Consider the following 25,088-nt stretch of genomic DNA (forward strand, 5'->3'; position numbering starts at 1 on the left):
CCATAATATCAGATCTCCTGATGCTTGCAGGTGCAGCAGGACCCCAGGAAGGCAATACTCCTCATGCTCAGGCAGGCCGAGGAGAGGGGTATCGATCAGAGCGAGCTTCAGGGCAGGACAGGCTATTCTAAGTCCAGGCTATCGGAAATACTCACATCACTTGAGAGGGAGGGCCGCATCGTAAGGCAGACAACGGGGGGTAAAAAGAAGAGGGTATGGCTCAAAGGCTTCGAGCCCAATGCAGAGAAGCCAATAATACGTGTCGGCTATCTGAGATCCTCGGAGTACATACCGATCCTTTCCGCCATATGGGAGGTTGCGCGGGACACAGGCACGGCCTTCAGCATGAGGGTATACGATTCGCCGATAGAGATCTCCATGGACGTCTCCAGGGGCGCACTGGAAATGGGCCTTGCACCCACAGTGACGCAGTTCCTGGTCGCTGTGGTCACATCACAGACAAGGATCCTCATGCCCGTGGCCACTGGGGGTGCGTCAGTACTGGAGAACACCTCGTCGCCCCAGTGGAGGCTGGCCACGTCCGAGATGTCTTCAATGATGGTGCTCGCGAGGGCATATTCCGTGGCACAGAGGCTGGAGATGGTCTCCTTCTCATCACCAGTGGAGGCTCTGCAGGGCTTTACAGGTGGCAGTGCCCGTTACATAGCAATATGGGAGCCCTACCGGACAGTTGCCCTCTCCAGGCCAGGCGTGAGGGAGGTGGCCAGGTTCTCTGACATACTGGACAGTTACCCCTGCTGTGTCCTCTCCGTCCAGCGGGAGTTCACGAAAGGTCACATGAACGTCCTGAGAAGGATAAAGGAGATCTACAGGGACTTTCAGGCACAGGCGGGTGAGCGGTTCGCTGCAAGTGTCCTGTCGAGGATGAGGCGTGACACCGGTGTGGACGAACGGACACTCTTAAGGTCGCTGGCATCCTACAGGTTCCTGAAGGAAATCGATATGGAACAGATATTCTCTTACATGGCCTACACTGGCGTGCCCATTGGCAGGGACATGATTACGGATTCGATCATCAGAATCTGATCTCCAGCACCGCCGCGGGGTACTGTATCTGGAAACCATCCAGCGTTTCAGGGTGCACCTCGCCTATCAGGCCTATCTCCAGGTCTCCGATCCTGACAGAGCCGCTCCTCCCCGGTATCATATCCTCAACTTCCCTTTCCCTTATCCTCGCTGTGCCTCCCAGGAACCGGTCCCTTATTACCTCGTAGGCCCTCATGACCTCGCTGAAAGCACCCTTTGTGTCGACCGCCACGCACGAGAGCCTGTGCTCCTGCCTACCCCCTACGACCACGTCACCTATCTCGAACAGCTTCTGCGGGAACCCGTACCTCCTGTTTCTCGACACAAAGTCAAGGAGGTTGAGGTAGATCCTATCCCTGACCACAGAGAAGTCCAGGCTCTTGGGGTTCACGACCTCAACACCTCCCCTGTAACTCCTCCCGGAGTACAGTGACTGCGATGTGACCACGAAGGTCATGACCTCCTGGTAGCCCAGGGATACCATGAGCTCCCTCAACATCCTGTCGTCCATGGCCTGGGGCTGCGGGTTCCCGAAGTGGCCTGTCATGATCACGGTCTCAGGCACGCTGTCGTAACCCATGGACTTCGCTACGTCCTCTATTATGTCCACGGGCCCCATCACATCAACCCTCCAGGGAGGGACACCCACCTGGGCTGAATTCCCGTGCTCCTCGCACCTGTACCCGAACCTCCTGAGGAGGCCGCAGACCCCATTCACCTCTGTGCCTATTATCCTCTTTACCTCCCTGCCACTCACCTCCATCTCCCTGAAGCTGCCGGCGAGGCTTGACCCGCCACTGACCTTGCATCTCTCCAGGGAGTAGCCGAGCGAGAGGAAGAAGAATGCCAGGAGGTGCATCGCGTCCTTGACGGCCTTATCCTCAGTTCCCGTGATATCAATGAAGAACTCCCTGGTCCCCTCATCCACCCTGCTCTTTGATCCGTTGACCATGGGTGGCAGGGACAGGATCCCGCCCGTGCTGTCCACTATGCCCAGGTAGACTCCAGGTGGGAGCAGCCCACCGTACTGCCGGCCCTTCTCGTGCTCCCTCACCACACTCTCCGGGGTTCCTGTAACCGATCCGTCGTAGGTCGTGAAAACTGTCTCATCGGGCCGAAGCCCCCTGTACGTGAAGGGCGGGCTCACCTTGGAGAGGTCGTGAAGGCCTATGGCCGCCTTCACCCTGTCCTTGCCAATGCTCTCGTGCAGTCGCTCCTGGTAGTCTATCAGGGCCCTCAGGTTTCCTCCTATTGGATTCCCTCTTGCCACGAAGCAGGCGAAGTTACCCCTGTATGGCGCCACGCTTCTGTCAACATACACCGTTACATGCCCATCCACGACCTTGTATTCAGCATCGTCCCCATGGTATGTGCGTATTGCCCTGGCCAGGGTTGGCAGTGAGAAAAGGTCTGGCCTGTCGGGGTTGAACTCCACCCTCAGCCCTTCCGCATCAGCCTCAACAGAGTAACCGATAACTGAGGCAAACTTCTCTATGAGCGAGGCCCCCTCTTCGCCGAGGGTATTGAGAATCTCTTCCCCGCTCGCCCTGATCACGACCATTGTTCAGGTTAACAGCAGAATCATTTTAAATTCTTCTGGTCGGAGAGCTGGCCAAGCTCCCTGTTTATCCTGCTGGCAGTGTAGTCCCTCAGGATCAGCCTTATGAGATCCTCTATGGATATGGCCGTGCCCTGTGACACGTCACGCTCCAGGTCCTCTAGTATTTTCCTGGGTATGAGGACGTCAACACGGCTCACTGGTCCGCTGCTGTGGTGCCTCTCAACGAACTCGTCTATGGCCCTTCTTATTATGTCCGAGATACTCTCATACTGGAAGCTTTCGACCATCTCCTCCAGCTTTTCCATGGTCTTCTCAGATATCCTGACGGTAATTCTATATGGAACTGACATGAAACTGAGTACCTCCATTCATTTTCCAGGCAAGGTTACTGGCAGTCTGAGGGTCAGCTAACATGTGTCTGACAATTTTGTATCGATTAATAAACGTTTCTATGCAGGGATTCAGATTCTTATTTTCTGCAGTGCTTTCACACGGCGTCCGCTGATTGCCTTGCCCGGAGAGAAAAATATATATTTCTGTATATTTCGCGCTGGATCATTTTATTACCGATAAAGGGGTGCAGTCACCATGGTTACCCTGGGCAGGAACACAATGGTGATGGACACCGCGGTGCTGATAGGGGATGTGCAGATCGAGGACGGGGTCGCCATATTCGACCACGTCGTGATCAGGGGGGACCAGGCCACCATAAAGGTTGGGAAGAACTCGAACATCCAGGACAATGCGGTCATACATGCGGACGAGCACTTTCCCACGACCATCGGTCAGATGGTCTCTGTGGGGCACAACGCAATAGTCCACGGATCCAATGTGGGTGATGAGGTGATTGTAGGGATGGGTGCAATACTCCTCAACGGCTCAAAGATTGGGAGTGGCTCTGTTGTTGCGGCCGGTGCCGTTGTCACAGAGGGGTTCGAGGCGCCGGAGAACTCGCTGGTTGCAGGCGTCCCAGCAACTGTGAAGAGGGTGGACGGGAAGTTCAGGGAGTACGCCAGGAGGAATGCCCAGACCTACATGGCCCTGCGGGACCGCTACATATCTGGCTCGATCCAGAGGGTCAGGGGCCTGGACCTGAGGTGAGGTGCACTCATACCTACACAGGATCAGATATCATGTTGTGCAAAAAACCAATATAAGGATTCGGGGGGCTACGTGTGGCTGAGGTGTCTAATGAATAGAGCCATACGTAGAGGTGTAAAGGCCCTCCAGAGGGTTTTTAGCCTCAAGAGCGACAGCAAAGCGGAGACGGGTATCGGCACCCTGATTGTTTTTATAGCCATGGTGCTGGTAGCCGCAGTGGCCGCCACTGTGCTGATCCACACCGCTGGATCGCTGCAGCAGGCGGCACAGAGCACAGGCAGTGCGACACAGAAGCAGGTGGCCTCCGGCCTGTCAGTGCAGTCGATAGCAGGCCTGGACAGCAACGCATCGGACCCTGAGGCCGGCACGGTCATGTGGATAGCCATATACATTGTACCGAACTCCGGGAGCAGCGGCATAAACCTGGCCAATGTGACCCTTGACCTAGTCTACAACGGGTACTCCGCCTCTCTCAGGTACATAGGGCCCAGCGGATTCAACGTCGCAACCGGCGGAACGCAGAACGTGTTTGACAATTCCTACTTCAGCACGATAAACGCCGGACAGTATACAAAGAACACAGCACAGTACAACGATACACTGGCGAACAGCACTGACCACTTCGCCATACTGGACCTGCTCGACCCGAACCACTCAATGACGGGCAAGTACCCGGTGCTCACCGCCGGTGGGGAGGTTGCCCTGCTGGTTAACGTGACCGCTGTCTTCGGTACTGGCATATCCCAGGGTACTACCGTGACGGGAAGCGTGAACCCGACCGTTGGCTCACCTGGAGTGATAGACTTCACTGCTCCTCTGGCCTACACAACGAGAGTGGTACAGCTTCAATAAGCAGTATCACATGGTGAGGCAGTGAGAACAATGGGTCTCTTGGACAACATCGTGGGCAGGAGGAAGAAAGAGACCACAGTGAACGTAACTAACCCGCAGCCCGTTGCGCAGCAGGGGGTTCAGCCGCAACCCCCACAGTCATTTGACACGAAGTTCATCGACGGCGTCACGCAGAAGATGACAGCGCTGGAGAACGACATTAACAAGCTTAACATGGGACTGGAAAGCCTCAAAAGGAGCATGTCCGAGATGAAAACGGATCTTGACACGATCAGGGAGAACGTGAGGCTCGTTGTCTCACTCTACGAGATGGTGTCCAAGGAATTTAACCCCTTCATGGACACAACACCCGAGGAGATCAAGCAGATAACGGATTCCCTGAAGGAGGACATAGAGGAGCTGGGAAAGCTGGTCTCATCCGCTATATCGGACCTCAGAGAACTTTACGGCACTCCTGATATAGATTCGATAATCTCGGACGTGGAAAGGGAGGGAAGCAAGGATGATCAATGATTCACTCAAGGGTTTCCTGCAGAGCAAGATAGACTCTGCGGATAAGTCCATACCGAAGTTCGTACTGGAGGAGCTGAGGCAAAAGATCATAAACTCACCGACGAAGTTCTCCAAGTCAGACATAGAGACGCTGTTCAACAACCTGCAGCAGAGGTACGCCCAGAGCAAGGAAAACTCCCTGCTAGGCAAAGTTGACACCCTCTTCAAGGAAATATCGAACATGGAGAGAATGCTATCTGCTGGACAAGGCCAGGGACAGCAGAAGCCTGAACAGGAGGGAGATGAACAGCAGAGGAACCGGTATCCCTGGAAGCAGCACAAGAAGGCGAAGCTGGAGGCAATTGGAGATGACGTGATCTCTGTCATGGTTGCACTCCGCTGGCTCGAGTTCCTTCTTGACAACTACGGTCCTGAAAACACAATGGATGTCCTGGACTACTACGAGAGCATAGGCTGGATCTCGGCGCAGGTGAAGGAGCAGATGATGCGCTTCACCAAGATGACCGGGATGATAACGCCTGAACAGGAGTTCAAGGTGAAGCCGACGATACAGGACCACATCATCACCATGCTCTTCATAGAGAAGCTCAACGGCGGCGAGATAACAAGGGACCTCATAGAATCGCTAGAGAGGGAATTCAGGATGCTTAAGAAGGGAGTCGACGAGCTGTATGGGATTTAGTTACGTGGTGGCTGTGGCTATTTTGCTCAGCTCTTCCCTCATTTTTTTTGGCATGGTCTACAACGCTAACCTGCAGGCCGAACTGCAGATAAGGGAGGCCCAGCAGAGGGAAATAGAACACATAACTGAGGAGGTGGAAACGGCGCTCAACGTCACATCCTACGAGGTCAGGCAAAACGGTTCCGCTTACCAGGTCACAATGAACCTGACCAACACAGGGAGCGTGACTGTGGCGCTTGGTGAGAGCACGCTCCTCGTTAACGGGACGGTTGTGAATTTCACGTTCAGCGCCCCCTACCTGTTCCCGCAGGGCAGGGGGCACATCACATTCGACGCGCCATCCGTGCCATTCACATACGAGTTGGTGGCGCAGGATGGGTATTCAATTTACGGGGAGGTGGAATGAAATGGCATCAGCAGCGACATCGGAACTCATATTCTTCATCGCAACGCTCATAATCTCGGCATCCGTGGTCGGTGTCCTTGGGGCACAGACCTTTCACATAACAAGCAGCATACAGGAATCGTCCAGGAACACAGCCGGTGCCATAGGGACAAGTTTCGAGATAATAAACCAGCCTGACATGATACCCTATGATAACGGCTATGTCTTCTACATAAAGAACACAGGCTCGACACAGTTCTACTTCACGAACACCACGGTGAGCGTTGTCCTTAACGGCACCCTTCTCACCGGAAGCGAGGTCACCTTTTCTTCGCCCCAGCCCGGGTACCTGGCGCCAGGCCAGGTGGGGGAGATAACGGTCCACCTGAGCCTATCCCCGGGCTACTACACGCTATCGGTGACGCTCAGCACGGGGAACTCGCAGGAGCTTGAGTTCGAGGTGTGAGCGTTGTTCCTGAGTATCTCGATACCGGGGGACGAGCTGGACAGGAGGATGGGCGGAGGCCTTTACCTTGGCCAGATAGTCACGATACTGGGAGGCAACGGCGAGGGCAAGACTGTCGTATCCCTCCGCCTGGTCTACGGCCTGATAAAGAACGGCGCAACCATTGCGTATGTGTCTAGCCAGCTCCCGGTCAGGGAATTCGTCTCGGAGTGCGATTCCCTTGGCTATCCCCTGTTCAACGAGATACTCTCTGGAATAATGCACTACATACCCGCGGTCTTCATACTCAGGAAGAGCAGGAAGGCCAGCCTGGATGACCTCCTGAACAACGACACCATAAAGGACAAGAAGGTGCTGGTAATCGATTCGATGAACAGGAACATATTCCGGGACTTTGACGCCATTAATTATTATATGAAGCTGAGGAAGTTCTCGGAGGGCCGCCTCGTCATAGTGACGATGAACCCGGAGGAGCTGGGGCAGGACGAGCTTATGAAGATAAGCGAGCTCTCCACCACAGTTATACAGCTCCGTTCGAAGGAACTGGCGGGCGAGAGGAAGCACTCGATGGAGCTGAGCAAGTACCCCATGGTGTCCAAGAACTTCCAGCAGAACATACCCTTCAGGATCGAGCCCGGCAGGGGGTTCATTGTTGAGATAACGAGCGTATCGTGAGGTGAATGCATGGCTGAGACGGTGGTATCTGACACTCTGGAGGTGGCGATCTCCAGGAACCCGCACCTCGGGGAGTACCTCTCCAGGTACAGGATGGAGAGGCAGAGGACGCCCACCTTTGTGCCAGTCCCAACATCCCAGCTTAAGGAACTCACCGTTATCGATATAATCTACCCGGTGGGCGACCCGATATTCATACACGTCCACCCAGAGAACGACGGCCTCATCTACACGCCGGTGGAGCCCACAATGAGGCCGGAAGAGCTTGAGATAATGGACAGGGTGCTCGAAATAATCCTTGGCTACGCAGCAGATTACCCTCCACCTGAGAACGATGAGCAGCTGGAGAAGAACCTGGAGGAAATATACAGGAGGGTCGTCACACAGGGCAGCGCCAACAGGGTGAAGGGGAGGTCTGTCACGGTAACCCCTGACCTCTACAACAGGCTGCTCTACAACCTGAAGAGGGACATAATAGGCCTTGGACCCATAGAGCCCCTCATAAGGGATACGCACATAGAAGACATAAGTGGCATAGGGGCCAACGACGTGTTCATAGTGCACAAGATATTCGGCTCCATGAGGACAACCATTTCCTTCGGCGACAACGACCGCCTCTCAATGTACAGCAAGAGGCTCAGCGAGAGGGTGGGCAGGCCGGTAAGTGACAAGACTCCGATAGTGGACGCGACCCTCCCTGACGGCTCAAGGCTGTCGATAGTCTACAGCACGGACATATCCGCCAAGGGCCCGAGCTTCACCATCAGGAAGTTCGCGGACATACCGATAAGCATAGTTCAGCTAGTGAAGTTCAACACCTTGTCCGCGGAGGAGGCTGCTTACCTCTGGCTGGCACTTGAATACGGGCAGAGCGTGTTCGTCTGCGGCGAGACCGCCAGCGGGAAGACAACCGTGGTCAACGCCATCATACCTTTCATAAGGCCAGAGGCCAAGATATTCAGCGCGGAGGACACGCCGGAGATAAGGGCGCCTCACCCGGCGTGGCAGCAGCTCGTTACCAGGGAGAGGGGGTCGGAGGAGAGCAGGGTGACCCTCTACGACCTCCTCAGGACAGCACTGAGGTCCAGGCCCAACTATATCATAGTGGGCGAGATCAGGGGCGCAGAGGGCGCCATGGCCTTCCAGGCCATGCAGACCGGGCACCCTGTAATTTCCACGTTCCATGCCGCCTCTGTCAGGAAGATGATCCAGAGGTTCACCGGCAACCCGATCAACATACCTGTCACTTTCATGGACAACCTGAACATAGCGCTCATACAGCAGGCAGTCTATGTCAGGGGGAAGTTCCTCAGGAGGACGACCAGCATAAACGAGATAGAGGGGTACTTCGAGGAACTTGGCGGCGTCTCCACCAAGGCGGTCTTCCAGTGGGACCCCACCACGGACCAGCATATCTTCAGGGGGATGAACAACTCCTACATCCTGGAGAAGAGGATTGCGGCCACAGCCGGAATGCCGGACCCGAAGATGATCTACGAGGAGCTCTTCAAGAGGGCCAGGATAATAAATGCCATGGCCAAGGCAGGCATAACCTCTTACTTCCAGGTTTTCGAGATGATCAAGACGTTCTACCTCAAGGGAGAGAGCGCTCTCCCGCTGTTCGGGTGATGATGCTTGATTGAGGCAAAGAGGCTCAGGCTGTTCCAGGGCATCGAGTTCGGCAGGCGTGACGTGATCCTGATTCTCTCCTCTTTCCTGGTCTTTGGGATATTCATGCCCCTGTACTTTGAGACGGGCAGGTACGCCTACGTGGCGGTCGCTGGTGCTGGTGGGGCCTCTGCCCTTTTCCTGATACTCAGGCCGGTCATAGCGAGGGACGAGAGGAGGACAAACATAAACTCGAACATACCCCTGTTCATCACAGCCTTCGCAACCCTCTCAACGTCCGATGCAAACAGAGTCGACCTCCTAGAGATATTGTCCAGGAAGGACAAGATAGGGTACATAAGGGAGGACCTGGCGAGGCTTGTGAACCTGGTGAAGAGGTGGAAGAGGGGCCTGTCCGAGGCAGCCATGCTCCTCGCTTCCAGGACGCCAAGCGAGGTCTTCGCGGACTTCCTGGCCAGGTTCGGCCATGCCATAGACAGCGGCCAGGACTTCCAGGAATTCATTTTGAACGAATCGGACACAGTGATGAGTAACTTCGAGACAGCGTACATCTCGGCCCTCTACACCTTCGACCTCTACAAGGACATGTACGTGTCAATGCTCCTCTCCTTTGCATTCCTCGTGGCCTTCGTCATGATAATGCCCGTGCTTATCCCGATGAACGTCACTGTCGTTTTCGCCCTCAGCTTCCTGGCCATAATCCTGGGGGAAGCCGTATTGATGTACGGCATAAAGATAGTGCTCCCAAATGACCCCATATGGCACGACACCGGCCTCAGGACAGAGGTACAGGATCACATGAGGAGGATCCTGATGATGGCAGGGGCAGCCTGTGTGGCCATACTGGCGGTGCTCTTTGCCACAAGGCTGGTCTACAGGATACCATTTTACTTCTCTGTAGCAATGGTCATCACCCCGCTGGCCTGGCCCGGCATGGTTGGCTCGAGGTACGAGAGGGAGATAGCGAAGAAGGACGAGATGTTCGGCAGCTTCATAAGGTCGCTCTCCGGCTCTGCTGCAGCCAGGGGGAACATGGTCATAGATGCCCTCAAATCTATAGTGATGCACGACTTCGGCACGCTGACCAGGGACGTCAGGAACCTGTACAAGAGGCTCAGGTACAGGATAAACCCGGTGCAGGCCTGGCGCGCATTCTCCGCGGACACAGGCTCGCACCTGATAGAGGTCTTCTCGGAATCATATGTGGAGAGCGTTGAGCTGGGCGCAGACGCTGGGAAGTCGGGCAACATAGTTGCAAACAACTTCGACAGGGTTGTGAGGCTCAGGAAGAGGAGGCACTCCTCGGTCACGAGCTTTGTGGGCGTGATCTACGGGATAACCGGGGGCCTGGCCTTCTCCCTTGCCATATCCTACGGTGTCCTGGAGATCATAAACCAGGTCTTCAGGACATTCCCCCCATCGGAGATATCTGACTTCGGCATATTCATAGGCCAGCCCACAGCAGCACTGCTCACCATCCAGGTCTTCCTGATGGCAATGCTCATAGTCCACTCGTTCATAGCAGGCATAGCCCTGAAGGTGTCTGATGGTGGGAAGATGATACACGGCCTCCACCACGGGGTCTTCATGACCTGGATGATATCGTTCATAGTCTACGGCACCCTGATAATAACGAGGCTGATCCTAGGCACCGGGATTTAGGCCACTAGGCCATTGGGTGGCTCTCAGTCAGTGCTCGGAAGCCACTGCTGCTCTCTGGGGACCTTAAGGCACCACTCCATGCCTAAAGGTAATATATTTACGGTGAGGTACTGGAGGGATGTCCGACCCCTCTGAGGGTAATGGCAACACGGATGCATGCTTCAGGCTCCTGGGGGCTCTCAGGTCAAGGGGGCTTCTGGACAGCGAGGCAGAGAGGAGACTGGGGGAGATCTGCTCTTCCGGTGGGGATGCAGGGCGCCTGCTCCGTGAACTGAAGGCCATGAACATTTACGATGTTGAGGCCGGCAGGATCCTCGCCGATGGGGACCAGGGCGGGGCAGCCAGGCCATATCTCTTCATATCTGCCCTTAGGTCTGGGAACGCCGAACTCGCGTCCTCAGTTCTGAGGGAACACCCAGAGGTGCTAGAGGACCCGGATGCAGAGAAGGAGGCCGCTGAGCACGCCGGGCAGATCCCGGACCTCAGGAGGGTTCTGGTCATAGCCCTGGCCCGTGGGATGTATCCGGTCATCTTCATCGAGGGTGCCCTTATGTCCATGGACAGAGAGACGGTGAACGCACTGATCTCGGAGCTCTCTGCCAGGGGCCTGGACAGGCAGGCGGAGTATGTGATGCACCTAGCCGTTGGCCAGGGGAAATACTGGATCCTGGACAAATACCTGGAGAGGCTGGCGTCACAGGGCCGGATCAACGACATCACCATGACACTGTCAAGGGTCGACATCAGCAGGCTCGTGGACGGCGAGATGGCACTGAGGGCTGCGGAGCTGATGCACAGGTACGGACTGAACGACAGGGCACTAAAGGCACTTGCCATGGCTGGCAGGTCTCCGGGAGAAACCGTGCTCCGGGCAAGGATACTGTCTGCCCTTGGCCAGGGCCAGGAGGCACTGCAGGTGCTGAGGGAGGTGGTGCAGTCACAGGAAACAGATGACGAGACCAGGAGGCTTTACGCATCCCTCTCTCTGACAGCCGGCAAGCCGGAGGAAGCGTACAGGTGCCTGAACACCATAATATCGGGGGGAAGGGCCACAGAGGAAGACTTCATAATGGCTATACAGGCGTGCAAGAGGATAGCAGACTACGGTTCATGCCTCTCCATAATAAACAGGGCCATCGAGAGGTACGGGCAGAAGGTCAGCTTCCTACGGGAGAGGCTGGAGATAGATAAGACACTGGGGAGGACTGCAGAGGCGCTCTCTGTGGCCCAGCAGATCCTGGAGCAAGACCCCTCAGACAGCGGTGCCCTGGAATTCGCGGTGAGTGTCCTGTACTCCAATGGTGAGTACAGCAAGGTGATGGAGACCATCAGGAGGTCAGGCGAAGCTGCACTTCGAAAGCTCGGGAACTACTACCTGGCCTCCCTCATCAGGTCAGGCAGGGCAACTGAGGTCTATCCGGACAGCCCTGAGAAGGAGTTCATAACCGACCCCCTGTGCATGGACGCCATATTCTTCTCTGTCCGGGATGAGGAGTCTGTGGGCCACCTCCTGTCGCTCCTCAAGGGAATAAGGTCTGAGAGGAGGGAACTGGTGAAGAAGGTACTCGATGCACTGAGGGGGGAGGTGGCGCTGAAGGGTGGCGTGGAGGCTTACTCACATTACGGCTCTGAGGCGCTCGTCTGGCTCTCCATAGAGTCCACGGATGCGTTCAGGTCAGGGAAGCTGCCAGCCGGTGCAAGGGAGCAACTGGGAAACAGGTACAGGAGGATCCAGGCACTCTTGGAGAACCTCTCATCCATACAGTCCATGGGCGAAGGCCACGACTTGGCGGACACCCGGGAGTTTATGTACCCCGTATCCAGGTTCGCCATAAGGCAGGGCAGGTGGGACCTGGCGCTGGGCATACTGGAGAGGGAGCCAGAGAAGAACTACTCCGACCCCTGGTACATGGCCGTGGTGGCTAGGGCGCTCATGCTCAAGGGTGACCTAGATGGATCGGATAAGGTCAACAGGAAGTCGATGGAGAGGCTGGGGACCGTCTACTCGCACGAGACGCAGATAGGCATAGCGGTGGCCCTGGGAAAGCCCAGGGAGGTCATCGCAGCAGTAAGGGCAGCATCAGAGCGCGGGTTCCTCGCGCACGTGGACTGGTCTGTGCTCCACAGGGCCTGCCTCAGGATGGAGGGGCTCGCCGGGGATGTGCTTGCGGAGGCGGAGAAGGCAGGGGTGAAGAACATCTGGGTTGAGAGGATAAGGAGGGACTGCACGGACGCCGGGGCGAGCGTGGTATGCAGGCTGGCACTGGGCGTTCTGAGGGATGCCGAAACAGTATCTGAGGACGTCAGGGCTGCATGCAGGGCCTGCATGAGTGCCGGTCTGAACACGGAGCTCATGGAGGCCCTCGATGACCTTGAGCAGAGGCCCCACGACCCTGAGACCAGCCTTGCCCTGGGCGACGCATATTACGCCCTGGGGGACTTCAGGAAGGCACTGCTCAGCTATAGGGAAGCGATAACGCTCGGTGTGCAGCCTGACAAGATACGCAATTATGCAGACACGCTCATCGAGACAGGGCACCTTGAGGAGGCGGATGCCATAATCAGGAAGATGGAGGAGCCGGGAATACTGAAGATAAAGATGCTCTACAAGAAGGGGGACGTGCCTGGGATACTGCGCGCCCTCCACTCCCTCGGTAAGGTGAGCCCAGTGGAGCGGGAGTGGCTCCTCTACCTCATCAGGGTCCTGTGGAAGAACCAGGAGGTCAGGTCCGCCCTAATAGATATATACAGGCAGGGCGGGTACTCCTTCCTGGGCAAGGCCATCGCTCAGAAGTACCTGGAAGAGGGGAACATGAGGGAGGCCATATCGATACTGGAGAACATACAGGGCAATTTCCCCAGGGATGTGGACAACGCCAGGAGGCTTGCCTCGTGCTATGAGACCGCAGGTGACTCAGGTGCCGCGGTCTCACTGCTCACCAAGACGCTATCGCTCCTGGATGAGCCGGCCCAGAGGAGGCAGGTGGGGGACGAGCTGGCGAGGCTCCTGTACCAGTCGGGGGAGTACGACCAGCTCATAAAGATGTTCTCCAGGGACGCTGAACTGCAGGACCCGGTTGTCCTGGGCTACCTGGTGAGGTCGCACCTGAGGAGGGGTGACTTCCAGAGGGCCAGGGCTTTGATAGAGAGGAACAGGGATGCGCTGGGTCCTGAGGCCTGCAGCCTCCTTGAGAGGGAGATCAGGGCGGAGGAGTCCAGGGTGAACCTCCTCGGAGATGTGACGGAGATAATGAAGGCTGAGGCAAAGCTGGGCAGGAGGATGGGTGAGGCAGAGGCGCAGAAGAGGCTGGGCCTCAGCCAGGAGCGCGTCTCCAGGGCCTACGAGTTCCTGTACCCCAGGGACCCGCACCCCAGGTACGGCAGGGATGTGCTTGAGAGGGTCAGTGCAGACATCATCCCCAGGATACTGAAGGCGTACCGTGGGGTGACCTCAAGGGACCTGGAGATATACATGGTCTTCAGGGCCATGGGCTTCAGGGAGCCAGAACTGGCCAGGGACCTTTACTATTACATAAAGCAGGTTGCGGGCTCCGCTGCAGCAGGCCAGGACCCGCTCCACCTCTCGGCGCAGCTGGGAGTTGGGATCTCCGAGGCCGCGTCAGTTAGCACTCAGGTACAGAGAGGGGGAAGGGGCTGATGTATTACAGCTACAGGTACAGCAGGGAGCGCCAGGACATCATAGTAGCGGTGCTGGGACTCACCCTGGCCTTTTTCATCGTGATCGTGAGGTCATCACGTGTCTTCAGCGCAGCCGTTGCAGCCCTGGCCCTGGGGGAGAGCCTGCTGATCACCCTTACCGCCTTTCTCCTGCACGAGATGTCCCACAGGTACTTCGCCAGGAGCTACGGTGGCATCGCTTATTTCAGGCTCTGGCCACTTGGCCTTGTCCTGGCCCTGGTGACATCAGTCATTGGCATCATCTTCGCAGCGCCCGGAGCGGTGAACATTGGCGGCATATACAGGCGGGACCAGGTGGGCAAGGTGGCACTGGCAGGGCCAGGGGCAAACATTGCCATGTCTGTGGTGTTCCTGATGGCTTACCTGCTCGCCGGACACGCTGGTATCGTATCACCTATCCTGCAGGAACTTTCGGAGCTGAATGCGTGGTTCGCACTGTTCAACATGATACCGGTACCCCCGCTCGACGGCCAGAAGGTGCTCTCATGGGACATAAGGGCCTTCGGGGCCACCCTTGCGATCGCCCTCATCCTGTTCCTGATCTTGATCGTCTGACCGGAAATATCTGGTCCAGGACTGATCCGTCAACCTTAAGGAAGAGGACTTCGCTTGATCCCACGGTGAGCCTCATCTCCACTCTGGCCTCAGCAGCCTTCCTCCCCCACTCAAGCCTCACGGTCCTGGAGGTGTTCACCGCCCTGACATTGGATGGGGATGCGGGCAGGGAAACCATGAAATAGCCGTCCCTCCTTGAGACCGGAAATGCTGCTTCCGCACTCAGTTCAATGGCTCCCTCGTCCGAGAGCGCAACGTATTTCACCCTTGCGGACACGGGCCCGCCATTTGAGGTAGGGTTAAATATTTTTCATCAATATGAGGGGGAGAGGAAGAAGGCAATGAAGTTCAAGGAAAACTGTTCATCATGCGGTGTTGGACTCATAGAGGTCGGTTACTCCGTGTTCCCGTGTCCCAACTGCGGCGAGGAGCTCATAGGCAGGTGCAAGGAGTGCAGGGAACACTCCACGCAGTACGTTTGCCCGTCCTGTGGCTTCGTTGGTCCGTGAGGTGGTAGTTCTGGGCGAGGTCCTGGCAACCTTCAAGGTGCTCCCGGAGGACGTGTCCACAGACCTTAAGGGTATTGAGGAGAGCCTCAGGTCTTCACTTAAGGGAGTGTGCGACATAAACAGGATCGAGACTGAGGACATAGGTTTCGGGCTCAGGGCCCTCCGTGTGGAGGTCATTGTGGACGATTCCGAGGGAAAGATAGACAGTGTAGAGAGGATACTCTCGTCCACAAAGGGCGTTGGGCAGGTGGACAGCGAGGGCGTATCCCTGATATGATATGTCCCTCACCTATTATGAGATCGCGGTAATCGCCTTCACATCCCTGGTATTCCTGGGCCTCCTCCTTATAAGCGTCGTCAGGGGCAGGGATGACCACAGGCCAGGGAATTACAGCCCACACGTCACGGTCATAGTGCCGTGCAGGGGTAAGGACCTAACGCTGGAGAGAAACCTGAGGTCGCTCGTATCCCAGGACTACGGGGACTACAGGGTTATTGCCGTTGTGGACTCCCTGGATGACCCGGCTGTTGAGACGATAAGGAGGGTGGGCCTGGAACTCATGGTGTCGGATGCCAGGTGCGAGGCCTGCAGCGGGAAGGTCAGGGCAATAGCCACGGTTCTGGAGAGGGTGAGGTCAGAGGTTTATGTGTTCGCTGATTCAGATGCTGAGATGCCACCCAACTGGCTCCGGGACCTGGTGGCACCTCTGGGGGACAGTGAAACCGGCCTCTCAACCACTTTCCCCATCTTCTACCCTATGGGCGGCTTCTGGTCGCATGTGAAGATGGCCTGGGGCCTTGTGGGCATGGGCCTCATGGAATCCAGGATAACGAGGTTCGGATGGGGCGGTTCACTTGCGTTCAGGTCCGAGATAATGGGGCAGAGGGAGCTTGAGTTCTTCAAGTCAGGTGTCTCTGACGATATAGCGATAACGAAGATATGCAAGGCAAAGGGCCTGAAGTTGGCCTACGTTAAGTCCGCGACCCCCAGGGTGAACTCTGACGACGACTTCTCCACATTCATAGAGTGGTCGAACAGGGAGACGGCCCTATCGATATCTGCGAGCAGCAAGATATTCACCTACGGCATCACGTTCTACATTTCACACCTTTTCCTGATAGCCATGGCTGCGGTCCTCTCCATCTACATCTCCCCTGCCTTCGTTATCCTGCTCCTGCCCATTTCGATAACGATAGCGAGGAACTGCCAGAGGGCTGGGAGGAGGGACCCACTGTTCGTACTGTGCAACCTCCTCGTACTCCCTGTCTATACCTACAACCTCGTCAAGGGCAGGCTGATGAAGGAGATCGTGTGGAGGGGGAGGAAGTACAGGCTCATATCGCCGGACTTCCAGTGAACCTATCGAACCTATTTATATCGTGTGCAGATTCAAGGTTATGGAAAGAGGATCTGCACCCAGGCTCTTTGGCACAAACGGCATAAGAGGCGTACCGAACAGGGACCTCACGGTGGAGTTCGCGCAGAGCATCGGGAAGAGCATAGGCACGTTCTTCAGGGCACGGGAAGTGGCCATGGGCCGCGACACGAGGCTCTCAGGCCAAATGATCATGGGTGCAGTCCAGTCTGGCCTGAACTCAACGGGGACAGACACCGTGGACCTGGGCATCCTCCCGACACCAGCCCTGCAGTACTACTGCAAGAACACTGGCATGCCCGGCGTCATGATAACGGCCTCACACAACCCGCCGCAGTACAACGGGATAAAGTGCATAGATTCCGACGGCTCTGAACTGGCCAGGGAGAAGGAGAGGGAGATAGAGGTCATACACCACTCGGGCCAGTTCCACTCCGCAGACTGGAACTCTGTGGGGAGGAACAGGTGGGACAGCACGGCGGAGGAACTGTACGTGAGGGGGGTGGCGTCCAGGGTATCTGTGGACAGGATCAGGGCCTCTGCCTTCAGGGTGGCGCTGGACACGGGCAACGGTGCATCTTATAGGACGAGCCCTGAACTACTGTCCAGGTACGGGGCATCGGTCACGACCCTGAACTCCAACCCTGATGGCCTCTTCACGGCCAGGCCCTCGGAGCCAGTGGAGGCCAACCTGAAGGCCCTCATAAGCACCGTAAGGTCAGGCGGGTATGACCTCGGTGTGGCACATGACGGTGACGCTGACAGGTGCGTCTTCGTGGACGAGAGGGGGCAGTTCGTTGATGGCGACAGGTCACTTGCCCTCATCGTCAGGCACACAGCCAGGAACGGAGACGTCGTTGTGACGCCGGTCAGCACCTCTGATGCCATAGAGGAGGTCTGCTCCGAGGTGGGGGCCAGGGTTGTGAGGACGGTAGTTGGCGCTCCCGTGGTAATCAGGACGATGATCGAGACAGGTGCAAGGGTTGGTGGCGAGGAGAACGGTGGCGTCATATTCGGGCCGCACCAGTACTGCCGGGACGGTGCGATGACAATGTCGCTCGTCCTGGACCTGATGGCGCGCACCGGCAGGAAGCTGTCCGAGCTCCTGAAGGAGGTACCGGAGTACCACATGTTCAAGGCATCGGTCGAGAGGAAGAAGCCATGGGAGGAGGTCCTGCCACTGGTCCTGAAGTACGCAGAGGGCAGGAAGGTGGACAGGACAGACGGGGTGAAGGTTTTCCACGAGAACGGCTGGGTGCTGCTGAGGCCCTCTGGCACGGAGGCCATAATAAGGATCTACGCGCAGTCCAGGGACAGGGGATACGCCAGGGAGCTCGGGGAAGAATACAGGGAGTTCCTGGAGGGTGCACAGCTGCGCTAGCCCAGCGACCTCCAGGCATCTGAGAACCTCTTGACCGCTGTGTAGTTCCCGAGCACGCCGAATGCCAGGAGGAGGACTGTGACGGGCGTTATCTGGAAGTACCAGGCATACCGCACCGGGTACACTATCTCAACCACCGTCACCACAATTATTAAGACGAGCCTGTCAGCCCTCCCCATTATTCCAGAGTAGTTCCTGCCGAGGCCAAGGGCCTGGGACTGGGTGCCCATGTAGCTCGTCATCAGGACACCCTCCATCCCGAAGAGCCCGAGGGCAACGTTGCCGAGGGTGCTGAAGGCCAGGCCAGCCAGTATGAATATGTCGCTGAACCTGTCTATCACGTGGTCAAGGAGATCCCCTCTCTTCGATGCCACGCCCTTCATCCTGGCCAGTTTGCCGTCGAGGGCGTCGAACAGGGAGGCCAAGGCCACGGCCACAAGCGAAGCGATGAGGTATGGCCTCAGGGATAGGTAGTAGCAGGCCCCGGCAATTCCTGAGAGCGCCAGGGAAGAAACGGTGAGCTGCGATGGGCTGGCGCGGTAGAATGCCCTGGCTATTGGCTCGATGAACCTGTCGGCCTTCGGTCTGTACGTGTCTAGAGCCATCCGCTAAGGTATCTGTCCCTGTAATTAAGTGATTGCTAGCCTGGATGCGATGGAGAGTATCGTCCCAGCCACAGCGTCAGGGTCCTTGCCCTCGGCGTTTATCCTGAATATCCTTGTGGCCGGGAGGCGTTCCAGGGCCTCCTGGAAGTATATGTCTGCCCTCTGCGTCTCCAGGTTCTCCTCTATCTTCCCCTCTGAGTAGCCCCTCTCCTCCATCCTCCTCCTCAGGGTGTCTTCGCTCACCTCCAGGATGAAGACGGCGGAGCACGGCAGGAGGTGGGAGTAGTGCGACTCCACGAACCTGTAAGGCAGCCTGGCGCATGATAGGAGGTCGATGTCTACCTCGTCACCGTTCACGAACCCCATTTCCCGCGCAAGCTCGTTCAGGGATGCGCAGCTCACCCCCATAGAGAGCAGCACCCGGCATACCGTGGTCTTGCCGGCACCCGGGGGCCCTGTTATGCACATCATACCACTCCCTCCACCCCAGCGCTTTCCACCTCACCGTCTACCTTCCCTGGCATTGTGCCCGGCATGCACCCCATGGTTCCCGGGGCCACATTAGAGGGCACTCATACGAGTCCCTCGAGCTCCAGCGGTTCCGTGAGGTGCCTCCTGGCACACACGGGCACCTGGAAGCGTGTCCCTCTGAGATCTCTCTTCACCACCGCGTATTCCGGCAGGTCTGAACGGGTACCGCACTCCTGGCACCTGTAATCGAACCTCCCCTTGCTCTTCATTCTCCTCCCGCAAGATCTGCACGCAGGCGCCTCCCTCTCAAAGGTCAGTGCTGTAGCTTCTACGTATAATTTCTCAAGGTTGAGGGTGCCCCTGCTGAATGAGCCTGTGACCGTCACAGAGTCCCCTGGCATGAGGCCCCTTACAGTGTCCCTGAACTCCTTGGTGGGCTCATACGCGGCTAGGTCTATCTCCTGACCCCTGTAGACCGCCCTGACGAAAACGTGCGATCCCCTCTCTGTCCTTGGCCTTCCGGAGATGCGCACGGTGATCCTGTAGGAGTGCATGTCCTCCAGCCTCTCCGGCCCCTCTATGAGGTGGTCATCGGTACCCTGGTTGCTCATGAATGTCAGGTAGCCGTGCGCATCCAGCATCCCGGATGCCCTGCTGGCCAGCGAGGCAAGGGATTCCGGGTCCGTCCCCCTCACGCCCAGCACCACAGGGGTGATTGGGGCCGGGAACAGGGCCACGTGACCGTTCCTCCTGTCGATGTTGTTGAACGTCCCCCGGGTTCCCTCGGCCATCTCCCCTATCCGCCACATCACCCCCTTTGGCGTCTCTGGTGCCCTCGGCTCCCTGTACACGAGGGCCTCGAAGGTATGCCTCTCTCCCGGCCAGGCGATTGATGCAGACGCACCTATTATGCCCCTCCCGTTGCCGAACTCGGCCCACCGGGCCCCAAGGTGCCTGAGGTGGTTCCTGATCTCGTCGGTATCCACGACGTCCTTGACCGCCCTCCAGTACAGCTCCTCCGGGAGCCTGTCACTGGATATCACAATGCCGGGGTTTGTCCCCTCGTCCCTTTCATGCAGGCGCTCCACCACCTCAGCTGCCTCCTCCAGCACGCTTTCCCTGTACACCCTCTCACCATCAGGGTACATGATTATGGGCTCGCCCCTCCACGTCCCTATCAACTTGCCGCTGCCACCTGGCAGGCCGAGCTCCACCGAGAGTGCCCCGTTCCCCCTTGTCTTGTACGGTATCTCCGGGTTCAGCCGCACGAGCCTCGGGTACGAGAGGGGCACCAGGTCGACCTCCCTCAGCACGCTAAGGAGGGTAAAGGTGGTGCACATGCCCTTCCTGGAGTCCGTGTCGTCTATTCCGAGGTGCATCCTACCTCCCGAACCTCCTCTTCCTGGCCTGGTAGGAGAGTATGGCCCTCAGGAAGTCCGTCTTCTTGAACTCCGGCCAGTACACGTCGGAAAAGTACAGTTCGGAATATGCAGACTGCCACAGAAGGAAGTTGGAGATCCTCTCCTCGCCGCTGGTCCTGAGGATCAGGTCCGGGTCCGGTATGGACCCGTCGTAGAGGTACTGGCGGAACATCTCCTCGTTTATCTCATCCGGCTCCAGCTCGCCTTCCCTGACCTTCCTGGCTATCTTCCTTATGGCGTTTATGATCTCCTCCCTCCCACCATAGCCGATGGCAAGGTTGAACCTGAACTCATCGTACCCGTTCGTGGCCTCCTCCACCTTCCTGATGGTCTCCTGTAGGTACTCAGGCAGCCTCCTGATCTCACCTATGACCTTTACCCTGATCTTGTTCCTGTGGACGCGCTCATCCTTCATGAGGTCTATGAAGGCCCTGTTAATGAGGGAGAAGAGGAATTCCACCTCATCCGGGCTCCTGGCGAAGTTCTCAGTGGAAAAGCCGTAGACAGTCACGATCCTCACGCCCACCTCCATGCACCACTCAAGCACCTCCTCCAGCTTCTCCTTCCCCCTCAGGTGGCCCTCGTTCTCGGATATCCCCACGCTCCTGGCGTAGCGCCTGTTGCCGTCGGTTATGATGCCTATGTGCCTGGGTACAGGGTTCTTCCTGACGTCCTCCAGCAGGATCTTCTCGTAGATCTCGCTTGTAATGGAACCTATCCTCTCGGCTATTCCCATCTCATCCACTCTAGAACTCCTGCACTACCTATGGTTGAATGCAAGCCCTCTTAATAATTTCAACCTTTCCTCGCGAGTATGTGGTACATGTCCTCCCTGGGGGAGTACCCGTGCACCTTCCTCTTCTCCAGGATCTGGCAGCCGGCCTCCCTGAACCTCTCCATTGTAAGGTATAGTGTGTCCAGGTCGCATATCCTGTAATAGAACACCTTGCCACCTTCCCTGAGCACAGAGAGGCCAACGTCCAGGAACTCATCCGGGCTGTGGGGCAGGTTCATAATGACAGAGTCGAATGGCCCGCGCCCCGCCACAACTTCCCTTGCATCTCCCAGCACGGGCTCAACCCTTCCCAGGAGCCTGTTGGCCTCTATGTTCCTTCTCATGAGGCCAATGGCATCGCTGTTTATGTCCACAGCTGTGACGCTGCACCTCCTGTACCTGGCTATCGTTATGGAGAAAGGCCCGATGCCAGCGAACATGTCCAGCACCCTCTCGCCGTCGGCGACCCTGTTGCACACCCTCATCCTCTCCGTTGCAAGCCTTGGCGAGAAGTATACTTTCTCAACATCGACGAAGAGCCTTATCCCGTTCTCCCTGTGCTCTGTCAGCGTGTGGTAGCTGCCTGCCAGGAAGCTCAGCCTCCGCCTCCTCTCTGTGCCGGATATGCCAGCATCGTGGAAGACTGCGCTCACGTGGCTGTTTGAGGCCAGTATGGAGGAGGCGATCTCCCTGGCCCTCTCAACGTCCCTGACCTTCACTATGGCTATGTCCCCTACCACGTCAAACGATGACCTGAAGGGCCTGGGCCTCTCCCTGGCCTCCTCCTCCACTTCCCTCTCCACAACCTCTCCCGGGGGGTCATGGCCTGGCCTCAGAGGTATGAGGACAAAGTCTCCCTCGTGGGCCACCCTGTGTGTCCTGTCCATCCAACCCTGGCGCTTCCCCTCGGTTATCGCCTCCTGTGCCATTTGCTTTTGCACTTTTAGGAACCTCAAGTGCCCATCCTCCTGAGGATGATGGAAGCGTTCCTGATAGTATCGGCAGCCAGCCTTGTTGAGAACCCGGGTATTGTGGCTATCTTGTCTATGCCAGCCGAGGCTACCTTCTCAACCGTGTCAAGGCCCGCCATCTTGAGCCTCCTCGCCCTGACCCTGCCCACGCCCCTTATTACCGTGAGGGCAAGGATGTCCTCCCTAACGCCTTCGCTTATCCTCCTGTAGAGGACCTGGTGCTCGTGGGCACTCTCCCTCTTTATGATGGTGGAGAGTTTCCAGAGGGAGTAGGCCATCCACTCTGCGGAGGACGCACAGCTCTGCACATCGCCAGGCCCGATGGCGTAGGTGTTGCATATCTGCCTCATGGGGACCTCCTCTATCCAGTCCCTCAGCACCAGCGCGGTCTTGGCCGCCTTCAGCGCGGTATCATCGTACGACCTGTAACTGCACTCCTCGAGGAAGGACCAGAGCGTGTCGACCTCGCTTTCAAAGTACCTGAGGGTCTGCATGTCCCTCGTGAGCGAAATGGCCAGCAGGGCCCTGTCCACAGAGGTCGTGCCTGCAAGGTATTCCCTGAGCACCACAGCACTCTCCGGGTCAATGTAAAGGTCAGAGACCTCCTTTCCGAACTGGGTGGGCCTGTAGCCATCATCCCACTCCCTTATGAAGCCCTCCCTCTCTAGGAAGTCAAGGGCGGCCGGTATTATGGGCCTGACCCTTTCGATGCCGGACTGGAGTGAGTAAAGGGTTGAGGAGTAATAGGCCTCTATCTTTTCCAGTGTGTTGGCTAGGCGGCTGGAAACGAGGGCCAGGCAGTTGAACCTTACCCTCTCCGGGTCGCCGAAGGACGAGACCACTGGCTCTGTTTCCCCGGTCAGGTAGGCCCTGGCCCTGTCGTACCCGGCGGGAGTCGTGGCGAATATGATGGCGTATCCCTGTGTATCGTATCCTGGCCTGCCGGCCCTGCCCAGCATCTGCTGCACCTCGATCGATGGTATGTACTCCGTGTGACCATCGGTGAACCTCGTGGTATCCCTGACAATAACCGCCCTGGCCGGCAGGTTCACGCCTGCGGCGAGTGTTGGGGTGGCCACTATCACGTCCAGCTGCCTCTCCCTGAACATCTTCTCTATGAGTGCCCTCTGCTCCAGTGAGAGGCCGGCGTGGTGGTATGCCACCCCCTTCCTCATGAGGTCGAACAGGTCCTCCTGATACATGCCATCATCGTCGTAGTCCTCGTCTATTTCGGTCTCCCTGCTGCTGGCGTCGGCCAGCACCCTCGCAGTCTCCTCAGCCCGCCTCCTGGAGTTGACGAATATGAGCACCTGGCCGCCACCGCTCACGAACTTCCACACCAGCCCCCAGAGGTCGTTGCCCTTCGGCAGGTTCTCGATGGACTGGTCATCGTATATTATCCTTCCCCTGTAATATATGCCCCTCCTCAGCTTCACCGGACGGAAGTCACTCACAACGCTCCTGGCGCCGAGCCACTTCGCAATCTCCCCGTAATTGGAAACCGTTGCTGACAGGGCCACAACCCTCAGGTCAGGGTTCACCAGCCTTGCACCCGTGAGCACGTTCTCAAGTACCGGCCCCCTCTTCCTCTCGCCTATAAGGTGCACCTCGTCGGCCACGATCAGGCCCACGTCCTGGAAGACATCAGGGTCGTGGTGCAGGAACGAGTCTGCCTTCTCACCCGTCATCACGACAACATCGTTCTCCCTTATCACTGAGGGAGGGCTGTCGTAGTCCCCAACCGATATGCTCACCCTCATGCCCAGCGACCTCAAACGCTTCATCTCGTCGAACTTCTCCGAGGCCAGGGCCTTCAGAGGGACTATGTATATTGACTTCATCCCTCTGGCGAAGGTGTCGAGGATCGCTGAATAGGCCACCAGTGTCTTTCCCGCGGCGGTAGGAACGCTAAGGAGGACGTTGTGCCCACTGCGGAAATCCTCAATGGCCTCCTCCTGGTGCCCGTACAGTTCGAAGTCCCTGCCACCGAAGAGGTCTAGAAACTCACCGGGGTGGCCCAGATCGCTGACCCTCATCGAACGGTCAATGCTTGACTTTTCATAATGTTTGTGAGCCTTTTAAACAAGTTCAGCATCCACAAGCATGCCCTCCAGGCCTGCTGTGCACGTCAACATGGCGATGAGCCTCAACGGATACATATCCGGACCGGGAGGTAGGCGAGCAAACATATCAAGCGACGAGGACTGGAAGAGGGTTATGCAGCTCAGGGGGAGCGTTGATGCCATAATCGTGGGCGTGAACACAGTGATCTCGGACGACCCGGAGCTGGTGCCCAGGGGACAGGGTGTACCGAGGCTGCCGGTCAGGGCGGTGATCGATCCGCACCTGAGGACGCCGGCAGGCTCAAGGATCACCAGGGGCAGTGCCAGGACGATCATATTCTCAGAGAGGCCGGGTGAGGTGGAAGGGGCGACGGTGGTGCACATGCCTCAGGGTGTCAGTGTCCGCTCTGTCCTCTCCTTCATGCACTCGCAGGGATTCAGGTCAGTGCTCCTGGAGGGCGGCAGGAAGACCGTTTCGTCATTCCTGAGGGAAGGCGTGGTCGATACCTTCACACTCTTCCTCTCCTACCTGGTGCTCCCCGATGGTGGGACAAGGTTATTCTCGACGGACACTGAAATCTCCGGCCTTGTTACCTCATCACGGCTCATGGAGGGTGGCGTCCTGCTCCAGATAGACCCCGGGGCCGCTGCCAGGGCCATTCTGTGACCACGGTCCTGTGAATGGCGGA

The 25,088-nt window shown here is 57.4% G+C and carries 26 protein-coding genes; 17 read left to right on the plus strand and 9 right to left on the minus strand.

Annotation, left to right across the window (positions count from 1 at the left end; translation table 11 throughout):
- The first annotated feature begins 30 nt into the window (after positions 1-30).
- Positions 31-1,047: a hypothetical protein gene (locus IEW66_RS04685; protein ID WP_188680720.1), complete on the plus strand. Its 1,017-nt coding sequence runs from the start codon at positions 31-33 to the stop codon at positions 1,045-1,047.
- Here IEW66_RS04685 and pheT read toward each other — a convergent pair.
- Positions 1,037-2,608, minus strand: a complete 1,572-nt coding sequence (gene pheT / locus IEW66_RS04690) for a phenylalanine--tRNA ligase subunit beta (protein WP_188680722.1) — start codon at positions 2,606-2,608, stop codon at positions 1,037-1,039. The genes IEW66_RS04685 and pheT overlap by 11 nt on opposite strands.
- 20 nt (positions 2,609-2,628) lie before the next feature.
- The gene (locus IEW66_RS04695) at positions 2,629-2,958 is read right to left on the minus strand and encodes a ribbon-helix-helix domain-containing protein (RefSeq protein ID WP_075056470.1); all 330 of its coding nucleotides are present in this window, start codon (positions 2,956-2,958) and stop codon (positions 2,629-2,631) included.
- 238 nt (positions 2,959-3,196) lie between these two features.
- On the opposite strand from IEW66_RS04695, the gene IEW66_RS04700 reads away from it, so the two are divergent.
- From IEW66_RS04700 to IEW66_RS04750, 11 genes are all read left to right on the plus strand, one after another.
- Positions 3,197-3,709 (plus strand): gamma carbonic anhydrase family protein, encoded by a 513-nt coding sequence (locus IEW66_RS04700; RefSeq protein WP_188680724.1) that lies wholly within the window; start codon positions 3,197-3,199, stop codon positions 3,707-3,709.
- 90 nt (positions 3,710-3,799) lie between these two features.
- On the plus strand, positions 3,800-4,561 hold the full coding sequence (locus tag IEW66_RS04705) for a flagellin (RefSeq protein ID WP_188680726.1): 762 nt from the start codon (positions 3,800-3,802) through the stop codon (positions 4,559-4,561).
- Between the two features lie 30 nt (positions 4,562-4,591).
- Positions 4,592-5,074: a flagella accessory protein C gene (locus IEW66_RS04710; RefSeq protein ID WP_188680728.1), complete on the plus strand. Its 483-nt coding sequence runs from the start codon at positions 4,592-4,594 to the stop codon at positions 5,072-5,074.
- A complete protein-coding gene (locus IEW66_RS04715; protein WP_075056378.1) occupies positions 5,064-5,756 on the plus strand; it encodes a FlaD/FlaE family flagellar protein in 693 nt (230 codons plus the stop codon). The genes IEW66_RS04710 and IEW66_RS04715 overlap by 11 nt, the downstream gene beginning before the upstream one ends.
- 22 nt (positions 5,757-5,778) lie before the next feature.
- Positions 5,779-6,162 carry a hypothetical protein gene (locus tag IEW66_RS04720; RefSeq protein ID WP_188680729.1) on the plus strand — a complete coding sequence of 128 codons (384 nt, stop codon included), beginning with the start codon at positions 5,779-5,781 and terminating at the stop codon, positions 6,160-6,162.
- Position 6,163: 1 nt separating this feature from the next.
- A complete protein-coding gene (locus IEW66_RS04725) occupies positions 6,164-6,607 on the plus strand; it encodes a flagellar protein G (RefSeq protein WP_188680731.1) in 444 nt (147 codons plus the stop codon).
- Positions 6,608-6,610: 3 nt separating this feature from the next.
- Positions 6,611-7,282: an ATPase domain-containing protein gene (locus IEW66_RS04730; RefSeq protein ID WP_188680733.1), complete on the plus strand. Its 672-nt coding sequence runs from the start codon at positions 6,611-6,613 to the stop codon at positions 7,280-7,282.
- Positions 7,283-7,291: 9 nt separating this feature from the next.
- Positions 7,292-8,911 (plus strand): type II/IV secretion system ATPase subunit, encoded by a 1,620-nt coding sequence (locus IEW66_RS04735; RefSeq protein WP_188680735.1) that lies wholly within the window; start codon positions 7,292-7,294, stop codon positions 8,909-8,911.
- Between the two features lie 6 nt (positions 8,912-8,917).
- On the plus strand, positions 8,918-10,573 hold the full coding sequence (locus tag IEW66_RS04740) for a type II secretion system F family protein (protein ID WP_188680737.1): 1,656 nt from the start codon (positions 8,918-8,920) through the stop codon (positions 10,571-10,573).
- Positions 10,574-10,691: 118 nt separating this feature from the next.
- Complete coding sequence (locus IEW66_RS04745) at positions 10,692-14,231, plus strand: tetratricopeptide repeat protein (protein ID WP_188680738.1); 3,540 nt, start codon at positions 10,692-10,694, stop codon at positions 14,229-14,231.
- Positions 14,231-14,827 carry a site-2 protease family protein gene (locus IEW66_RS04750; protein WP_188680740.1) on the plus strand — a complete coding sequence of 199 codons (597 nt, stop codon included), beginning with the start codon at positions 14,231-14,233 and terminating at the stop codon, positions 14,825-14,827. Before IEW66_RS04745 ends, IEW66_RS04750 begins: the two co-directional genes overlap by 1 nt.
- Here IEW66_RS04750 and IEW66_RS04755 read toward each other — a convergent pair.
- A complete protein-coding gene (locus IEW66_RS04755; RefSeq protein ID WP_188680742.1) occupies positions 14,799-15,104 on the minus strand; it encodes a hypothetical protein in 306 nt (101 codons plus the stop codon). The genes IEW66_RS04750 and IEW66_RS04755 overlap by 29 nt on opposite strands.
- A 64-nt stretch (positions 15,105-15,168) precedes the next feature.
- Here IEW66_RS04755 and IEW66_RS04760 point away from each other — a divergent pair, with 64 nt between their 5' ends.
- From IEW66_RS04760 to glmM, 4 genes are read left to right on the plus strand one after another with little or no spacing between them, the layout of a single operon-like run.
- Positions 15,169-15,336, plus strand: coding sequence for a zinc finger domain-containing protein (locus IEW66_RS04760; RefSeq protein ID WP_075056388.1), 168 nt, complete (start codon positions 15,169-15,171; stop codon positions 15,334-15,336).
- A 1-nt stretch (position 15,337) separates the two neighbouring features.
- Positions 15,338-15,613 (plus strand): elongation factor 1-beta, encoded by a 276-nt coding sequence (locus IEW66_RS04765; protein ID WP_229657493.1) that lies wholly within the window; start codon positions 15,338-15,340, stop codon positions 15,611-15,613.
- A 1-nt stretch (position 15,614) separates the two neighbouring features.
- Positions 15,615-16,694 carry a glycosyltransferase gene (locus tag IEW66_RS04770; RefSeq protein WP_188680744.1) on the plus strand — a complete coding sequence of 360 codons (1,080 nt, stop codon included), beginning with the start codon at positions 15,615-15,617 and terminating at the stop codon, positions 16,692-16,694.
- Between the two features lie 40 nt (positions 16,695-16,734).
- The gene (glmM, locus tag IEW66_RS04775; protein ID WP_188680746.1) at positions 16,735-18,093 is read left to right on the plus strand and encodes a phosphoglucosamine mutase; all 1,359 of its coding nucleotides are present in this window, start codon (positions 16,735-16,737) and stop codon (positions 18,091-18,093) included.
- Here the strand turns inward: glmM and IEW66_RS04780 are convergent.
- The 6 genes from IEW66_RS04780 to IEW66_RS04805 form a co-directional block, all read right to left on the minus strand.
- Complete coding sequence (locus IEW66_RS04780) at positions 18,090-18,698, minus strand: CDP-alcohol phosphatidyltransferase family protein (RefSeq protein WP_188680748.1); 609 nt, start codon at positions 18,696-18,698, stop codon at positions 18,090-18,092. The genes glmM and IEW66_RS04780 overlap by 4 nt on opposite strands.
- A gap of 24 nt (positions 18,699-18,722) precedes the next feature.
- Complete coding sequence (locus tag IEW66_RS04785; RefSeq protein ID WP_188680750.1) at positions 18,723-19,169, minus strand: AAA family ATPase; 447 nt, start codon at positions 19,167-19,169, stop codon at positions 18,723-18,725.
- A 101-nt stretch (positions 19,170-19,270) separates the two neighbouring features.
- Entirely contained in the window at positions 19,271-20,548 is a 1,278-nt protein-coding gene (locus IEW66_RS04790; protein ID WP_188680752.1) for a tRNA(Ile)(2)-agmatinylcytidine synthase, read from the minus strand.
- 1 nt (position 20,549) lies between these two features.
- On the minus strand, positions 20,550-21,326 hold the full coding sequence (gene uppS / locus IEW66_RS04795) for a polyprenyl diphosphate synthase (protein ID WP_188681237.1): 777 nt from the start codon (positions 21,324-21,326) through the stop codon (positions 20,550-20,552).
- 59 nt (positions 21,327-21,385) lie between these two features.
- Complete coding sequence (locus tag IEW66_RS04800) at positions 21,386-22,294, minus strand: class I SAM-dependent methyltransferase (RefSeq protein ID WP_188681239.1); 909 nt, start codon at positions 22,292-22,294, stop codon at positions 21,386-21,388.
- Positions 22,295-22,317: 23 nt separating this feature from the next.
- Positions 22,318-24,372 carry a DEAD/DEAH box helicase gene (locus IEW66_RS04805; protein ID WP_188680754.1) on the minus strand — a complete coding sequence of 685 codons (2,055 nt, stop codon included), beginning with the start codon at positions 24,370-24,372 and terminating at the stop codon, positions 22,318-22,320.
- 67 nt (positions 24,373-24,439) lie between these two features.
- On the opposite strand from IEW66_RS04805, the gene IEW66_RS04810 reads away from it, so the two are divergent.
- Complete coding sequence (locus tag IEW66_RS04810) at positions 24,440-25,066, plus strand: RibD family protein (protein WP_188680756.1); 627 nt, start codon at positions 24,440-24,442, stop codon at positions 25,064-25,066.
- Positions 25,067-25,088 lie beyond the last annotated feature (22 nt).

This window comes from Thermogymnomonas acidicola (assembly GCF_014646795.1).
GTDB classification, from domain to species: Archaea; Thermoplasmatota; Thermoplasmata; order Thermoplasmatales; family Thermoplasmataceae; genus Thermogymnomonas; species Thermogymnomonas acidicola.